Annotated in this window: 15 protein-coding genes and 1 pseudogene; 4 read left to right on the forward strand and 12 right to left on the reverse strand. The window is 70.2% G+C overall.

The genetic code is table 11. From position 1 onward, the window contains the following. Positions 1-5: 5 nt before the first annotated feature. The 6 genes from GEV26_RS12510 to rpmE all read right to left on the reverse strand — a co-directional run bounded on the left by GEV26_RS12510 (position 6) and on the right by rpmE (position 4836). Entirely contained in the window at positions 6-1127 is a 1122-nt protein-coding gene (locus GEV26_RS12510; protein WP_153653500.1) for a glycosyltransferase family 4 protein, read from the reverse strand. Then, entirely contained in the window at positions 1124-1786 is a 663-nt protein-coding gene (locus GEV26_RS12515; RefSeq protein WP_153653502.1) for an L-threonylcarbamoyladenylate synthase, read from the reverse strand. The genes GEV26_RS12510 and GEV26_RS12515 overlap by 4 nt, the downstream gene beginning before the upstream one ends. 249 nt (positions 1787-2035) lie before the next feature. Continuing rightward, the gene (locus GEV26_RS12520; protein ID WP_153653504.1) at positions 2036-2578 is read right to left on the reverse strand and encodes a YqaA family protein; all 543 of its coding nucleotides are present in this window, start codon (positions 2576-2578) and stop codon (positions 2036-2038) included. 13 nt (positions 2579-2591) lie between these two features. Continuing rightward, the gene (gene prmC / locus GEV26_RS12525; protein WP_153653506.1) at positions 2592-3443 is read right to left on the reverse strand and encodes a peptide chain release factor N(5)-glutamine methyltransferase; all 852 of its coding nucleotides are present in this window, start codon (positions 3441-3443) and stop codon (positions 2592-2594) included. Positions 3444-3453: 10 nt separating this feature from the next. Continuing rightward, a complete protein-coding gene (gene prfA / locus GEV26_RS12530) occupies positions 3454-4533 on the reverse strand; it encodes a peptide chain release factor 1 (RefSeq protein WP_153655082.1) in 1080 nt (359 codons plus the stop codon). A 96-nt stretch (positions 4534-4629) separates the two neighbouring features. Continuing rightward, positions 4630-4836 (reverse strand): 50S ribosomal protein L31, encoded by a 207-nt coding sequence (gene rpmE, locus GEV26_RS12535; RefSeq protein WP_108578858.1) that lies wholly within the window; start codon positions 4834-4836, stop codon positions 4630-4632. Between the two features lie 199 nt (positions 4837-5035). Here rpmE and GEV26_RS12540 point away from each other — a divergent pair, with 199 nt between their 5' ends. Genes GEV26_RS12540 through GEV26_RS12550 form a run of 3 tightly spaced genes read left to right on the forward strand, consistent with a single transcriptional unit; the run spans position 5036 to position 8216 of the window. After that, complete coding sequence (locus GEV26_RS12540) at positions 5036-6343, forward strand: flavin-containing monooxygenase (RefSeq protein ID WP_153653508.1); 1308 nt, start codon at positions 5036-5038, stop codon at positions 6341-6343. Further along, positions 6340-7266, forward strand: a complete 927-nt coding sequence (locus GEV26_RS12545; protein WP_153653510.1) for a bile acid:sodium symporter family protein — start codon at positions 6340-6342, stop codon at positions 7264-7266. The genes GEV26_RS12540 and GEV26_RS12545 overlap by 4 nt, the downstream gene beginning before the upstream one ends. Next, positions 7263-8216, forward strand: a complete 954-nt coding sequence (locus GEV26_RS12550) for an SDR family oxidoreductase (RefSeq protein WP_153653512.1) — start codon at positions 7263-7265, stop codon at positions 8214-8216. Before GEV26_RS12545 ends, GEV26_RS12550 begins: the two co-directional genes overlap by 4 nt. A gap of 4 nt (positions 8217-8220) precedes the next feature. Here the strand turns inward: GEV26_RS12550 and GEV26_RS12555 are convergent, their stop codons facing one another. The 5 genes and pseudogenes from GEV26_RS12555 to GEV26_RS12575 form a co-directional block, all read right to left on the reverse strand. After that, the gene (locus GEV26_RS12555; protein WP_153653514.1) at positions 8221-8703 is read right to left on the reverse strand and encodes a glutathione peroxidase; all 483 of its coding nucleotides are present in this window, start codon (positions 8701-8703) and stop codon (positions 8221-8223) included. A 101-nt stretch (positions 8704-8804) separates the two neighbouring features. Beyond that, the gene (gene rho / locus GEV26_RS12560; protein ID WP_153653516.1) at positions 8805-10895 is read right to left on the reverse strand and encodes a transcription termination factor Rho; all 2091 of its coding nucleotides are present in this window, start codon (positions 10893-10895) and stop codon (positions 8805-8807) included. A 97-nt stretch (positions 10896-10992) separates the two neighbouring features. Continuing rightward, a complete protein-coding gene (locus GEV26_RS12565) occupies positions 10993-11973 on the reverse strand; it encodes a homoserine kinase (protein WP_341769339.1) in 981 nt (326 codons plus the stop codon). Next, a pseudogene (gene thrC, locus GEV26_RS12570) lies at positions 11970-13035 on the reverse strand (threonine synthase). Before thrC ends, GEV26_RS12565 begins: the two are co-directional and overlap by 4 nt. After that, on the reverse strand, positions 13035-14354 hold the full coding sequence (locus GEV26_RS12575) for a homoserine dehydrogenase (protein WP_153653518.1): 1320 nt from the start codon (positions 14352-14354) through the stop codon (positions 13035-13037). Before GEV26_RS12575 ends, thrC begins: the two are co-directional and overlap by 1 nt. Before the next feature lie 187 nt (positions 14355-14541). On the opposite strand from GEV26_RS12575, the gene GEV26_RS12580 reads away from it, so the two are divergent. After that, a complete protein-coding gene (locus GEV26_RS12580) occupies positions 14542-16743 on the forward strand; it encodes a carboxypeptidase regulatory-like domain-containing protein (protein ID WP_153653520.1) in 2202 nt (733 codons plus the stop codon). 17 nt (positions 16744-16760) lie between these two features. On the opposite strand, the gene GEV26_RS12585 is transcribed toward GEV26_RS12580, so the two are convergent. Beyond that, the gene (locus tag GEV26_RS12585) at positions 16761-18146 is read right to left on the reverse strand and encodes an MFS transporter (RefSeq protein ID WP_194839848.1); all 1386 of its coding nucleotides are present in this window, start codon (positions 18144-18146) and stop codon (positions 16761-16763) included. Positions 18147-18183 lie beyond the last annotated feature (37 nt).

Genomic DNA, 18183 nt, shown 5'->3' on the forward strand with positions numbered 1-18183 from the left:
CTCGTTCATGACCAGACCTTCTCTTCGAGCTTGGGGAGCAGGAACACTGCAGCGATCGTCAGGACGGCCAAGGCGCCGAAGCCGGCGATCGACTGCCAGCCGCTGAACAGGCTGATCACGACGCTGCCGAACGCCACGAGTCCCGCGAAGGTGTACATCAGCAGGACGGCGCGGCGGTGCGAGTGGCCGATCTCCAGCAGGCGGTGGTGGATGTGCATCTTGTCGGGGCTGAACGGCGACCGGCCGGCGCGCGTCCGTCGTACGACGGCGAGCGCGAGGTCGACGAACGGCACGAGCAGGATCGTGAACGGCAGGATCAGCGGCAGCAGGGCCGGCAGGAAGCTGGCCTCCGCTCCCCCGATGCCCTCGGAGAGCTCGGTCGCCGGGAACTGGCCGGTGAGGCTGATCGACGAGCAGGCGAGCACGAAGCCGATCAGCATCGATCCGGAGTCGCCGATGAACATCCGGGCCGGGAAGAAGTTGTGGGGCAGGATGCCGATGCAGGCTCCTGCGAGCGCGGCCGTCAGCAGGGCGGCCGCGATCGCGCGGGTCTCGCCGTTCTCGACCGCGAGCACGAATGCGTACGCGAAGAAGGCCACTGCGCCGATCGCGACCATGCCCGCGGCGAGGCCGTCGAGCCCGTCGACGAAGTTCACCGCGTTCGCCGTGCCCACGATCAGGAGCACCGTGAAGATCATGGCCTGCACCTGGTCGAGACCGATGTAGTTGCCGTACATCGGCAGGTAGACGAACTGCACGCCCTGCGCGACGACGATGACCCCGGCGAGGACCTGGCCGGCGAACTTGCTGAGCGCATCGAGCTCGTAGAGGTCGTCCACGATGCCGACCAGGCAGATGACCGCCCCTCCCAGCACGACGGCACGCGCGTCCTTGAAGACGCCGTCGTCCGCCAGGGAGAGGAATGGCAGGTGGGTCGCGACGAGATAGGCCGCGAGGATGCCACCCAGGATCGCGGGTCCTCCGAAGTACGGGGTCGGGATCGCGTGCACGTCGCGGTCACGGACCCGCGCGACGGCACCGTAGCGGTACGCGGCCTGGCGGGCGATCGAGGCCAGGAGGTACGTGACGCCGAGGGCGATGCCGAAGACGACGAGGTATTCCCTCACGCGGTGCCCTCGGTGCTGTCCTTGGCGGGCTCGATCGTGTTGTTGAACCGGTGGAGGACGTCCAGCGGGACAGCCCCCTGGCGCAGGATGCGCGGGGTCGCGCCGGTCGCGTCCAGGATCGTCGACGGCACGCCCGACGTGGTCGGCCCACCGTCGAGGTAGACCGCGACCCGGCCGCCCAGCATGTCCTGGGCCTGCTCGATCGTCTGCGCGGCGGGCAGGCCGGTCGTGTTGGCGCTGCTGACCGCCAGGGGGCCGGTCTGCTTGAGCAGTGCGAGGGCGCGCTTGTCGTCGGGCATGCGCACTGCGACGGTGTTGTGGGTGTCACCGAGGTCCCAGGTCAGGGACGCCTGCTGGTGGCAGATGATCGTCAGCGGGCCCGGCCACAGCGCCTCGACCGCCGACCGCAGCCACGCAGGAATGTTGGTCGCGAGCGCGTCGAGCGTCGTCGGGGCGCCGATCAGGACCGGTGGCGGCATGTCACGGCCTCGCCCCTTGGCGTCGAGGAGGTTCTGCACCGCCCGCGGCGAGAAGGCGTCGGCCGCGATGCCGTAGACCGTGTCGGTCGGGAGGACGACGAGCTTGCCCTCCTCGAGCGCGGCCTGGGCGGCCAGCAGGCCTCGGTCGAACTCCTCGTCCACGCTGCAGTCGAACTTCACCCATTCATCCTAGGCGCAGCCCCGTCCCCGCCCGTCACCCACAACCGCCGACGAGTCACGTACGGATGCCCACGAGTCACGTATGGACGCTGACGAGTCACGTACGGACGCCCACGAGTCACGTACGGACGCCCACGAGTCACGTGCGGATGCCGAACGTGACTCGTCAGCGGTCGTGGGTGACTCGTCAGCGGTCGTACGTGACTCGTCAGCGGTCGTGCGTGACTCGTGGGCGGTCGGGGTGAGTGGTCAGAACCAGCTGACGTGGTGGAGCAGGAAGGCGATCGCGAGGAACTGGATCAGTCGCCCGGTGAAGACCATCGTCAGGAACAGCCACTGCGGCTGCTTGGACGCGCCGGCGAGGATCGTCACGATCGCCAGCGGAGGAACGCCCGTGAGCGAGGACATGAACGCCGTGAGGCCGCCCGAGTAGGGCCGGTCGAGCAGGGTCAGCAGCCAGTCGCTGGCCCTCTTGATCCCGCGGGACAGCCGGGTCCGCGCGAGCCGGCGGCCGGCGGCCCGCATCTTGAGCGACACGCCGTTGCGAGGCGGGCGCGGCTCCACCATCCGGATCTTGTTGGTCCCCCGCCGGGCCAGCTGGAAGACGAACATCTTGCCGATCGTCGTCGCGATGACGTGGACGAGGATCAAGAACGCCAGGAAGGGCCGACTGTCCACGGTCGCACCGATCGCCACGACGTAGAGCTCGGCATTGATGAAGACCGGCAGGACGGCCGCTCCGAGACCGACGGCGATGGCAGAGCCGATCAGTCCCAGCTCTTCGAGGCCCATGATGCGTCTGAGCCTAGCGGCGGGGCTTCGTCGCGGTGACGAAGCGGGGACGCTCGGCCAGGTCGCGGTGATCGCGGACGTCAGCCCAGCGCGGCGCGAAGACAGCTGGGGCCGACTCGCCCTGCGCGTCCGCATGCTCGGCGCCGACCACTCCACCCGGCTTCAACAGCCGCCACGCGACCTTGTCGACGACCCGCATCGCGTCCAGGCCGTCGTCGCCTGACCAGAGCGCCAGCGCGGGATCGTGGTCACGCGCCTCGGGCGCCACGCTCTCCCACGCGTCCAGCGGGATGTACGGCGGGTTGGCGACGACGACATCCACCTGACCATCGAGATCGGGGAACGCGTCGGCCATGTCGCCGAGCCGCAGATCGACGCCCGTCCCGGCCAGGTTGCGCTGGGCCCACTCGTACGCCGGCTCGTCGAGCTCGACCGCGTGCACCTGCGCGCCGGGCACCTCATGGACGACCGACAGCGAGATCGCACCGGCGCCGGCGCAGAGCTCGACCACGACCGGAGACTCCAGCGTCTTGGCGTGCTCGATCGCCCAGCCGGCCAGCAGCTCGGTCTCCGGACGCGGGACGAACACCCCGGGCCCGACCTCGACGTCGACATAGCGGAAGGCCGCCGAGCCCGTGAGGTGCTGCAGCGGGACGCGCGACGCACGGGCGGTCACCATCGCGGTGAACGTCTTCACCTGCAGCCCGTTGGGCTTCGCGCTGCTCATCAGCATCATCCGGGGTACGCCGGTGACGTGGCTCAGCAGCACCTCGGCGTCGTGACGGGGGGACGACACTCCCCCGGCCTCGAGCTCGGCCGTCGCCTGCTCGAGCAGGCGCTCGGCCTGCGTGCGGACGGTGCTCATGCTCGCGTGCTCACGACCCGGACTCGACCGACGCGAGGCGCTCGGCCAGCTCGGCGTCGACCAGGGACTTGATGACGTCGTCGAGCGCGCCGTCCATCACCTGGTCGAGGTTGTACGCCTTGAAACCGGTGCGGTGGTCCGACAGCCGGTTCTCCGGGAAGTTGTACGTACGGATGCGCTCGGAGCGGTCGACCGTGCGGATCTGCGACTTGCGCACGTCCGACGCCTCGGCATCCGCAGTGGCCTGGGCCGCCTCGAGCAGCCGCGCCCGCAGGATGCGCATCGCCTGCTCCTTGTTCTGCAGCTGGCTCTTCTCGTTCTGGCAGCTCGCGACGATGCCGGTCGGCACGTGCGTGATGCGGACGGCCGAGTCGGTCGTGTTGACGCTCTGGCCGCCGGGACCCGACGAGCGGTAGACGTCGATGCGCAGGTCGCTGTCGTGGATCTCGACGTCGATGTCCTCGGCCTCGGCCAGCACGAGGACGCCGGCCGCCGACGTGTGGATGCGGCCCTGCGACTCGGTGACGGGGACGCGCTGGACGCGGTGCACGCCGCCCTCGAACTTCAGCAGCGCGTGGGGAGCCTCCCCCGGCTCGGGCGTGCCCTTGGCCTTGACCGCCATCGTCACGGACTTGTAACCGCCCAGCGCCGACTCGGTCGCATCGAGGATCTCGGTCTTCCAGCCGCGCTGCTCGGCGTAGCGGGAGTACATCCGCAGGAGGTCGCCGGCGAACAGCGCCGACTCCTCGCCGCCCTCGCCGCCCTTGATCTCCAGGATCACGTCCTTGGCGTCGGCCGGGTCGCGCGGCACCAGCAGGCGCTGCAGCCGCTCGGACAGCTGGTGGAGCCGCGGCTCCAGGGTCTCGACCTCCGCGGCGAACGACTCGTCCTCGGAGGCCAGCTCACGGGCGGCCTCGAGGTCGTCGGTGACCTGCTGGAACTCGCGGTACGTCTTGACGATCGCGGACAGCTCGGCGTAGCGCTGGCCGAGCCGCTTGGCCAGTCCGGGGTCGGAGTGCACCGACGGGTCGGCCATGCGCTGCTCGAGCTCGGCGTGCTCGGCGACGAGCGAGTCGACTGCCTCGAACATGGACATGGGCGGCTCCTGGGGTGCGCTGGCGTGAAGGGGACGAACGACAGCGCCGACCCGCGCCCGAGAGGGGCGGGGGTCGGCGCTGGGAGGTCGCTACTTCTTGGCGTAACGCTTCTCGAAGCGGGCGACGCGTCCGCCCGTGTCGAGGATCTTCTGCTTGCCCGTGTAGAACGGGTGGCAGGCCGAGCACACATCGGCGCGCAGGACGCCCTCAGGTGCGGTGCTCTTGGTGGTGAACGTGTTGCCGCAGGTGCAGGTGACCTGGGTCTCGACGTAGTTGGGGTGGATGCCGTTCTTCATGGTGTCCTCTCGGCGGTCGCTGGGTCGTCTCGCGGGGTGCGGGGCCGTGAACCAGAACCAAGGATTGATTGTGCCAGTTGGTACCCGTTACAAGGAAATCGGTCCCCGATTCATTCCCACCCGTCGGCTGGTCTCTCCCCACCTGACCGCACCGTGAGAACCTGCGGCTGCGACCCCACGGACTGGCAGACTGCCGCCTGTGTCCTCCCCGTCCACCTACGCCCTCATCGGCGCCGGGCCCTCGGGCCTCGCCGGCGCCCGCAACCTCGACCGCCGCGGCATCGCCTGGACGGGCTTCGAGCTCGCCGACGACGTGGGCGGGCTCTGGAACATCGATGCCCCCCGCAGCACCGTGTACGAGTCCGCGCACCTGATCTCGTCGCGGACCACGACAGAGTTCACCGAGTTCCCGATGCGCGAGGACGTCGCGGACTACCCGGGCCACCGCGCTCTCATGGCGTACTTCGGCGACTTCGCCGACACGTTCGGGCTGCGTGACCGGTTCCGCTTCGGCACCGAGGTGACCCGCGTCGAGCCGGCCGGCCCGAGCACGGGCGGCTGGGACGTCACGAGCCGCGGCCCCGACGGCACGACGACGACCGAGACGTTCGCGGGCGTCATCCTCGCCAACGGCACCCTGTCCGAGCCCAACGTCCCGCAGCTCGAGGGCGAGTTCACCGGCGAGGTCATGCACACCAGTGCGTACAAGTCGCCCGAGGTGTTCCGCGGCAAGCGGGTGCTCATCGTCGGCGCGGGCAACAGCGGCTGCGACATCGCGGTCGACGCCGTCCACCACGCCGCCGCAGTCGACCTCAGCGTCCGGCGGGGCTACTACTTCGTGCCCAAGTACCTGTTCGGCAAGCCCGCCGACACCCTCAACCAAGGTCGTCCGCTCCCGGCCCGCCTCAAGCAGGCGATCGACAGCCGCGTCCTGCGGATGTTCACCGGCGACCCCGTCCGCTTCGGCTTCCCCGAGCCCGACTACAAGATCTACGAGTCCCACCCGGTCGTGAACACCCTGGTGCTGCACCACATCGGGCACGGTGACGTGGCCGTGCGCAAGGACGTCGCCCGGCTCGACGGCCAGGACGTCCACTTCGTCGACGGGTCGTCCGGCACGTACGACGTCCTGGTGCTCGCAACCGGCTACCGGCTGCACTACCCGTTCATCGACCGTCAGCACCTGAGCTGGACCGGCGCCGCCCCCGATCTGCACCTCAACATCTTCTCCCCCGAGCACGACGACCTGTTCGTGCTGGGGATGATCGAGGCGTCCGGCATCGGCTGGCAGGGCCGCTACGAGCAGGCCGAGCTGGTCGCCGCCTTCATCGCCGCGAAGGAGACCGGGAGCCCGGCGGCCGACCGGCTCCTCGAGCAGGTGCACGGTCCGCGCCCCGACCTCACCGGCGGCTATCACTACCTGTGGCTCGAGCGGATGAGCTACTACGTCAACAAGGACGCCTACCGCCGCGCCGTCGGCCGGGCCATCAAGGAGCTGAGCGCGTGATCGCCAACGTCGACGTCGACTCCATCTCGATCGCGTTCAACGAGAGCTCGCTGACGCTGCTCAAGGTCGTGATCGGCGCGATCCTGTTCGGGATCGCCCTCGACACCCGGGTCGAGGACTTCCGGGCCGCGCTGCGCAAGCCTCGCGCCATGGCGGTCGCGATCGCGGGGCAGTTCGTGCTGCTGCCCGCCATCACCTTCGCCCTGACCCTCGTCCTGGACGTGCGGGGATCGGTCGCTCTCGGCATGATCCTCGTCGCCTGCTGCCCGCCGGGCAACGTCTCCAACATCTTGACCCACCGTGCCCGCGGCGACGTCGCGCTGTCGGTGTCGATGACCGCGGTGTCGAACGTCCTCGCGATCTTCCTGATGCCGCTGAACTTCGCCCTGTGGGGCGGGTGGCACCCCACAGGAGACGCCTTCCTGCGCGACATCGACGTCACTCCGTGGGACATGCTCAGCGAGGTCGTGCTCGTGATCGGCGTGCCCTTCGCGCTCGGCCTGACCGTGGCCAGGCTGTGGCCACGGGTCGCGGCGGCGGCGCACACCTGGGTCAGCCGGATCGCGTTCCTGGGCCTCGCCGCGATCATCCTGGTCGGCGTCGCCAAGAACTGGGACATCTTCACCGACTACATCGGCGTCGTGCTGCTCGCGGTGTTCCTGCACGACGCCCTGGCCCTCGCGCTCGGCTACGGCATCGCCCGCGGCACGGGGCTGGACGACTACAGCCGCCGCGCGATGACGTTCGAGGTCGGCATCCGCAATGCGGGCCTGGGCCTGCTCCTGGTGTTCCAGTTCTTCGACGGCCTCGGTGGCATGGCCCTGGTCGCCGCGTGGTGGGGCATCTGGGACATCATCGCGGGCCTCGTGCTGGCGACGTGGTGGGGACGCCGCGCGCCCGTACGCGAGCAGGTCGACGCATGACGGGGCACCGGGTCCTCGTGACGGGGGCGGACGGGTTCCTGGGGCGCTCCGTCGTGCAGGGCCTGGCCGCCTCCCCCGCGGTGGACGTCGTCGTGGGGACGGACCTGCGTCTGCCGGACGAGGCCACGCCGGGCGCGGTGCACGAGATCGCGGACGTCACGGACCCCGCCGCTGTCGACGCGGTGATCGGACGCCACGGGGTCGACACGGTCGTGCACCTGGCCTCGATCGTCAACCCGGGCCGCGGCATGTCCGACGAGCTGGCGTACCGCGTCGACGTGGAGGGCAGTCGGCACGTGCTCGACGCGTGCATCGCCCACGGCGTGCGCCGACTGGTGGTGTCCTCGAGCGGCGCGGCGTACGGCTATCACGCCGACAGCCCGGCCTGGATCACCGAGGACCAGCCGGTGCGCGGCAACGACGCCTTCGCGTACAGCCGGCACAAGAGACTCGTCGAGCAGATGCTGGCCGCCGAGCGCGAGGCCCACCCGGGCCTGGAGCAGGTCGTGCTGCGCATCGGCACGATCCTCGGCGCCACGGTCGACAACCAGATCACCGACCTGTTCCGCGCCAGGCGGCTGCTGCGGATCGCCGGATCGGACTCCCCGTTCGTGTTCATCTGGGACGAGGACCTCGCGGCGATCATGCTGCAGGCCGTGACCGGTCACGTCACGGGCGTCTTCAACGTCGCCGGCGACGGCGCGATGACCGTGCGGGAGATCGCCGCCGCCCTGGGCAAGCCGACACTGCCGGTGCCCGAGCCGGTGCTGCGCACGGCCCTGCGGGTCGCCAGGCCGCTGCGGCTGACGCAGTACGGCCCCGAGCAGACCAAGTTCCTGCAGTACAGGCCCGTGCTCGACAACAGCCGGCTCAAGGACGTCTTCGGCTATCGGCCCACCAAGACGAGCCGTGAGGCGTTCGCCGCGTGGCAGGCCGCCCAGGGGTTGTGAGCGATCAGGCCGGCAGCAGCTTCTCGATGTCGGCCTTGATCTTCTCGGGCTTGGTCGCCGAGCCGTAGCGCTTGACGACGTTGCCCTCGGTGTCGATCAGGAACTTGGTGAAGTTCCACTTGATCGCCGACGGGCCGACTCCGCCCTTCTCCTGCTTGAGCCACTTGTAGAGCGGGTGCGCCCCGTCGCCGTTGACCTCGATCTCGGAGAACAACGGGAACGTCACACCGAAGTTCTTCTCGCAGAACGCGGCGGTCTCCTCGTCACCGTCGGGGTTCTGGTTGCCGAACTGGTCGCACGGGAAGCCCAGCACGACCAGGCCGCGGTCGACGTACTCCCGGTAGACCTCCTCGAGGCCCTTGAACTGCGGGGTGAAGCCACACTGCGTCGCGGTGTTGACGACGAGGAGGACCTTGCCCTTGTAGTCGGCAAGGAGCCGCTCGGTGCCGTCGATCGCGGTGGCGGAGAAGTCGTGTGCGGTGGTCATGGCGCCAGCCTATGGGCCGACCTCCCGGGCGACCATCCGAAACAGGTACGACGAAGGGGCGCACCCGGTCACCGGATGCGCCCCTCCCCTTCGTGCACAGGTCAGCTGGTGGCGGCTGCCCCGTCCTCAGAGATCGTCTTGGTGATCTGCGCGAGGAACTCAGCGTTGTTGGGCGACTGCTTGAGCTTGTCGAGCATCAGCTCCAGGCCCTGGCGGCCGTCGAGGCCCGACAGCACGCGCCGCAGCTTCCAGACGATGTTGAGCTCGTCCTTGCCCATCAGCAGCTCCTCGCGGCGGGTGCTGGACGCCTCGACGTCCACCGCCGGGAAGATCCGCTTGTCGGCGAGGTCGCGACGCAGGCGCAGCTCCCAGTTGCCGGTGCCCTTGAACTCCTCGAAGATGACCTCGTCCATGCGGGACCCGGTCTCGACCAACGCGGTGGCGAGGATCGTCAGCGAACCGCCGTCCTCGATGTTGCGCGCGGCGCCGAAGAACTTCTTGGGCGGGTAGAGCGCCGACGAGTCGACGCCACCGGACATGATGCGACCGGAGGCCGGCGCGGCGAGGTTGTACGCCCGGCCGAGGCGCGTGATGCCGTCCAGCAGCAGCACGACGTCGTGGCCCAGCTCGACCAGACGCTTCGCGCGCTCGATCGCGAGCTCGGCGACCATCGTGTGATCGGTGGCCGGACGGTCGAACGTCGAGGCGATGACCTCGCCCTTGACGGTGCGCTGGAACTCGGTGACCTCCTCGGGACGCTCGTCGACCAGGACGATCATCAGGTGGCACTCGGGGTTGTTGGTCGTGATCGCGTTGGCGATCTGCTGCATCACGACGGTCTTGCCGGCCTTCGGCGGCGACACGATGAGGCCGCGCTGACCCTTGCCGATCGGCGACACCAGGTCGATGACGCGACCGGTCAGGCCGCCGGCCTCACCTTCGAGGCGCAGGCGCTCCGACGGGTACAGCGGAGTGAGCTTGGAGAACTCGACGCGCTTGGTCGCCTCCTCCAGGGCCATCCCGTTGACCGAGTCGATCTTGACCATCGGGTTGAACTTCTCCTTGCGCTCGCCCTCGCGGGGCTGGCGCACCTGACCGACGACGGCGTCGCCGCGGCGAAGGCCCCACTTGCGGACCATGGAGAGCGAGACGTAGACGTCGTTGTCGCTGGGCAGGTAGCCCGTGGTGCGCACGAACGCGTAGTTGTCGAGGATGTCGAGGATGCCCGCGGCGGGCACCAGGACGTCGTCCTCGGTGTACGACGTGTCGACGTCGAGGCTGCCGCGTCCGCCGCCCTGGCTGTTGCGGTTGCGACCGCGACGGTTGCGGCGACGTCCGCCGCCGTCCTCGTCGTCGTCGTGCTGCGGCTGCGCCGGCTGACGATCGGCCTGGGGCGGGTTCTGGTTGCGGTTCTGGTTGCCCTGGTTGCGGTTCGTGTTGCCGCCACCGTTGGCGTTCTGGCCGCGTCCACGACCGCGACCGCGTCCGCCCTCGGCGTCGTCGTCCCGGTCGTCGGCGGACTGGTCGCCGCGCGCGTTGTCGTGGCGGGACTCGTTCTTGGGCTCCGCCTGGGCGTCTGCCTTCGCACCGCCGCGCTGCGAGCCGTTCTTGCCGGCGCCGCCCTTGTCCGACTTGTCGGCACCGTTCTTGTCGGCACCGCTCTTGTCGGCGACGTTCTTCTCAGCGCCGTTCTTGTCGGCGCCGTTCTGACCCTCGTCGGTCGTGACGACATCGCTCTTGGCGGCCCTGGAGCGGCTGCGCGTCGGCTTGTCGGCCTTCGCGGCCGGCGCCTCGTCGGCGACGACGTCGGACGCGGGCTTGTCGGCCTTGGCGTTGCGGCCCCGCGCTCCGCTCCGCTTGGGGGCCTCGCTCTTGGCGGCCTCGCCGGACTCGGCGTCGTTCTTCGTCGGGGGGACGATCACGGGTGCGGCGTCGGCGGTGTCCGCGACGGCCGGTCCCGAGGCGGCCTTGACGGCGGCCTTCGTCGAGGTGCCCGCGTCGCCGCGAGCGATCTTGATGGCGTCGATGAGTGCGCCCTTGCGCATCTTCTCCGCGCCGGTGATGCCGAGTCCCGCAGCGATTTCCTGCAGCTCGGCAAGCACCTTTCCACCCAGGCTTCCCCCGGTCTTGCGGGGGGTCCCGGCCGAGGCCGAGGACGCGGAGGCATCAGGTGTCGTGGTGGTTTCAGTCACGTAGGTTCCTTTGGATGAGGCCACAAGGCCAGTGGTCCGGAAAGCCGGATCGCGTGGAGGCTTGCCCGTATCTGACGGGCGACTTGAGTGGCACTGCTCACTTGCTGTCACTGTCGGGGAGATGAACTCGACTCCGACTCATCCACCATAACATCAACGGGTCCGCCGGAATTCCCGATCGGTTCAACTGCTCAGGCGCCGCTGCGGACGACCTCTGCGCCCGTGCGATCGACGCCCAGCTCGTGGACGACCCACCCGGCGGGAGCGCGGTCGGCCACTCCTCGCGCGAACACCAGGACCGTCGGGCCGGCGCCCGAGATGATCGCCGGTACGCCCTCGACCCGCAGCTGGCGCAGCAGCTTGTAGGACTCGGGCATCGCCTCGGAGCGGTAGCCCTGGTGGATCCAGTCCTCGGTCGCCGACGCGAGGCGGTGCGGCGCCCCGGTGAGGGCGGCCACGAGCAGGGCGGCGCGGCCGGCGTTGCGCGCGGCATCGGCGTGCGGGACGCTCTCGGCAGCAGCCCCCGGGCCTTCTCGGTCGAGACGGCTGCGGGCGGCACGAACACCGTGACCTCGACGTCGGTCTCGAGTCGCTCGACCTCGGCGGCGGCACCGTCGATCCAGGCGATCGTCAGTCCGCCGAAGAACGCCGCGGCGACGTTGTCGGGATGACCCTCGAGGTCGACCGTCAGCTGGTACGCCGCCGCGTCGTCCAGCAACGCCTCGCCGCCCACGACCAGCGCGCGCGCCAGCAGGACGCCGCCCACGATCGCCGCGGCGGACGAGCCGAGCCCGCGGCCGTGGGGGATGGTGTTGGTGCAGGTCAGTCGCAGCCCGGACGGGCGTCCACCGAGCAGGTCGAAGGCCGCGTGCATGGCCTGGACGACCAGGTGCGTCTCGTCCAGCGGCACGCCGTCCATGCCCTCGCCGGTGACGTGGACGTCGAGCCCCGCGTCGACGACCTCGGCCGTCAGCGTGTCGTGCAGGGTCAGCGCGAGACCGAGCGCGTCGAAACCGGGACCGAGGTTCGCGCTCGAGGCCGGCACCCTGACGGTGACCGGTCCGTCGACGAAGCTCACCGAAGGCCTGCGGCCTCGGCCGCAGCGTCGACGTCGGCCTCGATGATCGCGTCGACCATCGCGCCCACGCCCGAGAGCGCGGTGTCGATGTCCTTCAGCCCGTGACCGGTGACGGTGACCGCGATGGTCTGCCCCGGCTCGACCTCCCCGGCGACGGCAGCGGCCAGCAGGCCCGCGACACCGGCGGCGGAGGCGGGCTCGACGAAGACGCCGTCGTGGGAGGCGAGATCGCGCTGGGCCTGGAGGATCTGCTCGTCACTGACCGACGCGATGCGACCGCCGGACTCGTCACGGGCCGCCGTGGCCAGGTGCCACGAGGCGGGGTTGCCGATGCGGATCGCGGTCGCGATCGTCTCGGGGACGGCGATCGGGGCGCCCTGGACGATGGGATCGGCGCCCTGCGCCTGGAAGCCCCACATCTGCGGGGTGCGCGTCGCGATGCCCGCGTCGGCGTACTCGCGGTAGCCCAGCCAGTACGCCGAGATGTTGCCCGCGTTGCCGACCGGCAGCACGTGCAGGTCGGGGGTCGCGTCGAGGGCGTCCACGATCTCGAACGCCGCGGTCTTCTGCCCCTGCAGGCGGACGGGGTTGACCGAGTTGACGAGGGCGACGGGGTACTTGTCGGCCAGCGCCCCGCGACAGCTGCAGGCACTCGTCGAAGCCGCCACGGACCTGGATGACCTCGGCACCGTGCATGACGGCCTGCGCCATCTTGCCCGCGGAGATCTTGCCGTGCGGCACGAGGACGATCGGGGTCAGGCCGGCCGTGGCCGCGTACGCGGTCATGGAGGCGGACGTGTTGCCGGTCGACGCGCACACCACTGCCTTGGCGCCCTCGCCCACCGCGACCGAGACGGCCGTGGTCATGCCGCGGTCCTTGAACGAGCCCGTGGGGTTGTTGCCCTCGACCTTGATCCAGACGTCACCGTGCACGATGCCCGAGAGCCACGACGAGTGGACGAGCGGAGTGCCGCCCTCCCCCAGGGTGACGACCGGCGTCTCGGACGTCACGGGGAGCCACTCGCGGTACTCCTCGATGACGCCTCTCCACAGGTGTGCCATCAGAATCCTCCCTCGACGCGCATCACCGATGTCACGTCACGCACCATGTCGAGCCCGCGCAGCGAGGCCACCGTGGCCGACAGCGAGGCGTCCTCGGCCTCGTGCGTCACGATGACGAGCTGGGCATCGGACCCGCTGCCCTCCTGGCGGACGGTCTTGATCGAGACCCCGTACTCGGCGAACGCACTCGCGACCGACGCGAGCACGCCCGCGCGGTCGTCGACGTCGATCGACACGTGATAGCGGGTGCGGGCCCGCCCCATGTCGAGCACCTCGAGCTGCGCGTGGGTCGACTCGCCGGGCCCGAAGACGTCGCTGCGCCGGTTGCGGGCGACCGAGACGACGTCGCCGAGAACTGCGCTGGCCGTCGGGGAGCCTCCGGCGCCGGGGCCGTAGAACATCAGCTCGCCGGCCGACTCGCTCTCGACGAACACCGCGTTGTACGCCCCGTGGACGCTCGCGAGCGGGTGGGTCAGCGGGATCATCGCGGGGTGGACGCGCGCCGACACGGCCGGGCCGGTCGGGGTGTCCCGCTTCTCGCAGATCGCGAGCAGCTTGACGACGCAGCCCATCTCGTCGGCCGAACGGACGTCGGCCGCGGTCACCTCGGTGATGCCCTCGCGGTGCACGTCGCCGATCGTGACGCGGGTGTGGAAGGCGAGCCCGGCGAGGATCGCCGCCTTGGACGCAGCGTCGAAGCCCTCGATGTCCGCGGTGGGATCGGCCTCGGCGTAACCGAGACGCTGTGCCTCGTCGAGTGCCTCGGAGAAGCCCTGACCCGTCGTGGTCATCGCGTCGAGGATGAAGTTGGTGGTGCCGTTGACGATGCCGAGGACGCGCTGGACACGGTCACCGGCCAGCGACTCGCGGAGCGGACGGACGATCGGGATCGCGCCGGCGACCGCAGCCTCGAAGTACAGGTCGCGCTCGGCCTTGTGCGCGGCCTCGAACAGGGTGGCACCGTCCTCGGCCAGCAGCGCCTTGTTGGCGGTCACGACGGAGGCGCCGTTCTCCAGCGCGGTCAGGATCAGCTCGCGGGCCAGGTCGATGCCGCCGATGACCTCGATCACCACGTCGATGTCACCGCGCGACACGAGGCCGACTGCATCGGTCGTGAACAGCTCGCTGGGCAGGTCGAGGTCGCGCTCACGGTTCAGACGGCGTACCGCGACACCCACGAGCTCGAGCGGAGCGCCGACGCGCTGAGCGAGCTCGTCCGCATCCCGCGTGAGCAGTCGGGCGACCTCCGTGCCGACGACTCCGCAGCCCAGCAGGGCGACTCGGAGCGGACGTCCGGGGGTCCACGAGGAGGTGCTCACGCTGCAAGGGTATCGGCGACGACGTCATCCCGGTCCACTCCCCTCGCTGGGCGAGACATCCATGCACTGAGCCACCGGGGCCCGCGACTCTGGCCGGAGCAAGACATCGTGTCTGACTAGGATCTGTCCGGCGGGCTCACCGGCTTCCGCTTGATCTGCCTGCACGATTCTTTCTGGGAGGACCTCGATGACCACTCCACTCGTCCACCGCCCGAGGCGTCGATCGACGGCGCTCGTCGGCGCCGTCGTCGCGATATGCCTGGCCCTGACCGGCTTGACGGAGCAGTCGGCGTCCGCGGCCGGCACCGGCTCGATCGGCGGCTCGGTCTTCACACAGGCCGTCGGCGGTGAAAAGACACCGGTCACCGAGGGGTACATCTACCTGCACCGCCTGAACGCCGACGGCTACTACGACAGCGTCGACAGCGATCCCACCGATCCGGGGACCGACGGCTACCCCTTCACCGGCAGCACGTTCGAGCTCGGCGGACTGGCGGCCGGCACCTACAAGTTCGAGGTGGCCAGCGTCGGCACCAACGATGCCAAGTTGTACCAGCGCGAGTACTACGACGACGCCGAGTACCTCCACGACGCGACGCCCATCCAGGTCGGGACGACCCGGGTGCAGCTCCCCGACATGGTGCTGGAGCAGGCCGGTCAGATCTCCGGAAGGGTCACCGACGCGGCCGGCAAACCACTGGCCGACGCCAGCGTGATGTTCGAGCGCACCAGGTCCGGCGGCAGCCAGGGCGTGCAGACCGATGCCAACGGCTACTACACCTCCGTCCAGGATCCCCGCGAGGGATTCGGTGAGGGTCTGGTCAGAGGCGACTACCGCGTCGTCGCCTCCAAGTACAGCTCCTCGTCCGACCCGGACGCCCCGTCGTACGAAGCCGAGTACTGGAACAACGCGACCAGCTATGACAGCGCCACGGCCGTGACCGTGCAGCCCGGCAAGACCGCCGCCAACATCAACTTCACGCTCGCTGAGGCGCCCCGCATCCGGCTGACCGTCAAGGATCCGGCCGGCAACCCGGTGCCGGACGCGGCCGTCGGCGTGTGGCAGTTCTACGAGGGCGAGTGGGGCCCGCGCCGCGCCGGTCCGAACGAGACGGACGACGCAGGCGTCTATCGCCAGACGGTCCGGATCGGCGACCGCTACAAGTTCTTCTTCACTCCGCCGGCCGGCGTCGACGGTGTCACCGAGTGGTACGACAACGCATACTCCGAGGCTGCCGCGAAGGAGGTCACCGCGACCTCGCACGGCGAAGTCATCGACATCGAGATCAAGCTCGGCCCCGCGCCCGCGGTCGCCGGCTCGACGCCCACCATCACCGGGACGCCCCAGGTCGGCCAGCAGCTCACCGCCGACCCCGGCACCTGGGGACCAGCCGGCGTCGAGCTGGCCTACCAGTGGCTCGCGAACGGAGCACCCATCGAGGGCGCCACCCAAGCCACGTACACGCCCTCGATCGAGGACGCCACCAAGACCATCACCGTGCGGGTCACGGGCACGCTCTCCCACCACACCACCACGGCCAAGACGTCCGCAGCAACGGCCCCAGTAGCGAAGCCCGTGGTCGCCGGCTCGACGCCCACCATCACCGGGACGCCCCAGGTCGGCCAGCAGCTCACCACCGACCCCGGCACCTGGGGACCGACCGGCGTCGAGCTGGCCTACCAGTGGCTCGCGAACGGAGCACCCATCGAGGGCGCCACCCAAGCCACGTACACGCCTTCGATCGAGGACGCCACCAAGACCATCGCCGTGCGGGTCACGGGCACGCTCGCCACCCACACCGCCACGACCAAGACGTCCGCAGCAACGGCCCCAGTGGCGACACCGCCCGTGGTCACGGGAGCCGCCCCGACGATCAGCGGCACGCCCCGCAGCGGCAAGACGCTCAGCGTCGCCACCGGAAGCTGGGGTCCGGCCGGCGTGACGTTGGCTCGGCAGTGGCGGGCCGACGGCGCCGCGATCACCGGTGCGACCGGGTCCACGCTGCGCCTGTCCAACGCGCACGCGGGCAAGAAGATCACCGTGACGGTCACCGGCACGATCGAGGGCGGGGCGCCGGTCGTGAGGACGTCTGCCGCGACCGCGAAGGTCCAGGGCGTCCTGACCGCCAAGAAGGTCACGATCAGCGGGACCGCCAAGGTCGGCAGGACGTTGCGCGCCAAGACCGGCTCGTGGGGTCCGGCCCCGGGGACCTCGAGCTACAAGTGGTATCGCAACGGCCGGGCGATCTCAGGCCAGAAGAAGAGCACCTACAAGGTCCGCAAGGCCGATGTCGGCAAGCGCATCACGGTGCGCGTGACCCAGAGGAAGAGCAGCTACGTCACCGTCAGCAAGCTGAGCTCGAAGACCGCCAAGGTCAAGAAGAAGTAGTCGCCGGGAGGCCGCGCTCAGCCGGGCGCGGCCTCCACCCGCATCGCCATCGCGACGCCGAGCGCCGCGACCGCGCTCGCGAGGCCGAGCACCATGACGTACCCCACCCTGTCGCCGACGGTCAGCAGCACCGCGAACAGGACGCTGCCGAGGGCGAGCAGGAGCGACTGCGCCACGGCATCGCTGATCTGCATGCCGGCGCTGTTCGCGCCCTGCTCGGCCGCAGCGGAGTGGTCGAGCAGCAGCACCCCGAGCGTCGACAGGGCCATGCCCATCCCGAGGCCGCCGACGCCCCAGACCGCAGCAACGACCGCCACCGGCACCTCGTCGAGGAGGGCGAGAAATCCGGCCGCGGTCCCGACCAGCACGCAGACCGAGCCGAGCCTGACCCGCAGCGGCTTGGACGCCAGGACGGGGACGTGGGCGGCCAGCCACGAGCCAGCGAACCACAGGACGGCGCCGCTGGTCAGCAGCAGTCCGGCCTGAGCGGCACTCAGTCCGCGGTGCTGGACCAGCGAGAGCGGCACGTACGTCTCGGCGCCGACGAAGGCGGCACCGAGCAGGCTGCGGGTCGCGATCACCCGCGGCAGCCCCGGCCGGCCCCGCCACGAGCCCGGCGGCACGAGCCGGGGCCCGTACCGGAGGGTGACCACGAGGGCGGCGACCAGCAGCACCGGCCACCACGTGACCGCCCGCTGACCGGCGAGGCTCACCGAGAGGACGCCGGCGGCGACGAGCGCGGCCCACCACACCCGCCGACCCTCCAGGACGACGGCCGGGTCCCCGTCGATCCGGTCGAGCGCCTGCCAGATGAGTCCGAGCGACGCGAGCGCCACGGCCGGGACGGCGAGGAACACCCACCGCCACCCGACCAGGTCCGCGATCGTCCCGGCGAGGAGCGGGCCGACGAGGGCCGGCAGCACCCAGGCACTCGTCATGACCGTGAACACCCGCGCGCGCACGTCCTCGTGGAACGTCCGCCCGATCACGACGTAGAGCCCCACCGAGATGAAGCCGATCCCGAGGCCCTGCACGGCCCGGCCCACCAGGAAGACCGGCATCGAGGAGGCGAGTCCCGCGACGAGCAGCCCCAGCGAGAAGACCAGGACGCCGCCGCGCACCGCGAGTGCCGGCCCGTGGCGATCCATGAGCGGCCCGGCCAACGTCATCGAGACGACGCCCACCGCCATGGGCGCAGCGAACGAGAGGGCGTACAGGGTGAGCCCGTCGAGCTCGTCGGCGACCACCGGCATGACGGTGGCGACGGCGAGCGACTCGAACGCGACGAGGAACGCCAAGGAGAAGATGCCCAGCACGACCCGTCCGTCCGGACCGGACCACAGCCACCCTGGGGGTCGCGGCTCGCCCGGTCCTGTTGGTCGTTGCTCGCGGGTCGCGCTCATGCTGCTCCTTCGTGGTCGGTGCGACCACTCCACAACC

The organism is Aeromicrobium yanjiei (assembly GCF_009649075.1).
In the GTDB taxonomy this organism is placed as follows: domain Bacteria; phylum Actinomycetota; class Actinomycetes; order Propionibacteriales; family Nocardioidaceae; genus Aeromicrobium; species Aeromicrobium yanjiei.

Coding starts and splice junctions, on each gene's coding strand:
- GEV26_RS12520 (WP_153653504.1), bottom strand. CDS start 2,578: ATGGGCCTCGAAGAGCTGGGACTGATCGGCTCTGCCATCGCCGTCGGT.
- prmC (WP_153653506.1), bottom strand. CDS start 3,443: ATGAGCACCGTCCGCACGCAGGCCGAGCGCCTGCTCGAGCAGGCGACG.
- prfA (WP_153655082.1), bottom strand. CDS start 4,533: ATGTTCGAGGCAGTCGACTCGCTCGTCGCCGAGCACGCCGAGCTCGAG.
- rpmE (WP_108578858.1), bottom strand. CDS start 4,836: ATGAAGAACGGCATCCACCCCAACTACGTCGAGACCCAGGTCACCTGC.
- GEV26_RS12550 (WP_153653512.1), top strand. CDS start 7,263: ATGACGGGGCACCGGGTCCTCGTGACGGGGGCGGACGGGTTCCTGGGG.
- GEV26_RS12555 (WP_153653514.1), bottom strand. CDS start 8,703: ATGACCACCGCACACGACTTCTCCGCCACCGCGATCGACGGCACCGAG.
- GEV26_RS12580 (WP_153653520.1), top strand. CDS start 14,542: ATGACCACTCCACTCGTCCACCGCCCGAGGCGTCGATCGACGGCGCTC.
- GEV26_RS12585 (WP_194839848.1), bottom strand. CDS start 18,146: ATGAGCGCGACCCGCGAGCAACGACCAACAGGACCGGGCGAGCCGCGA.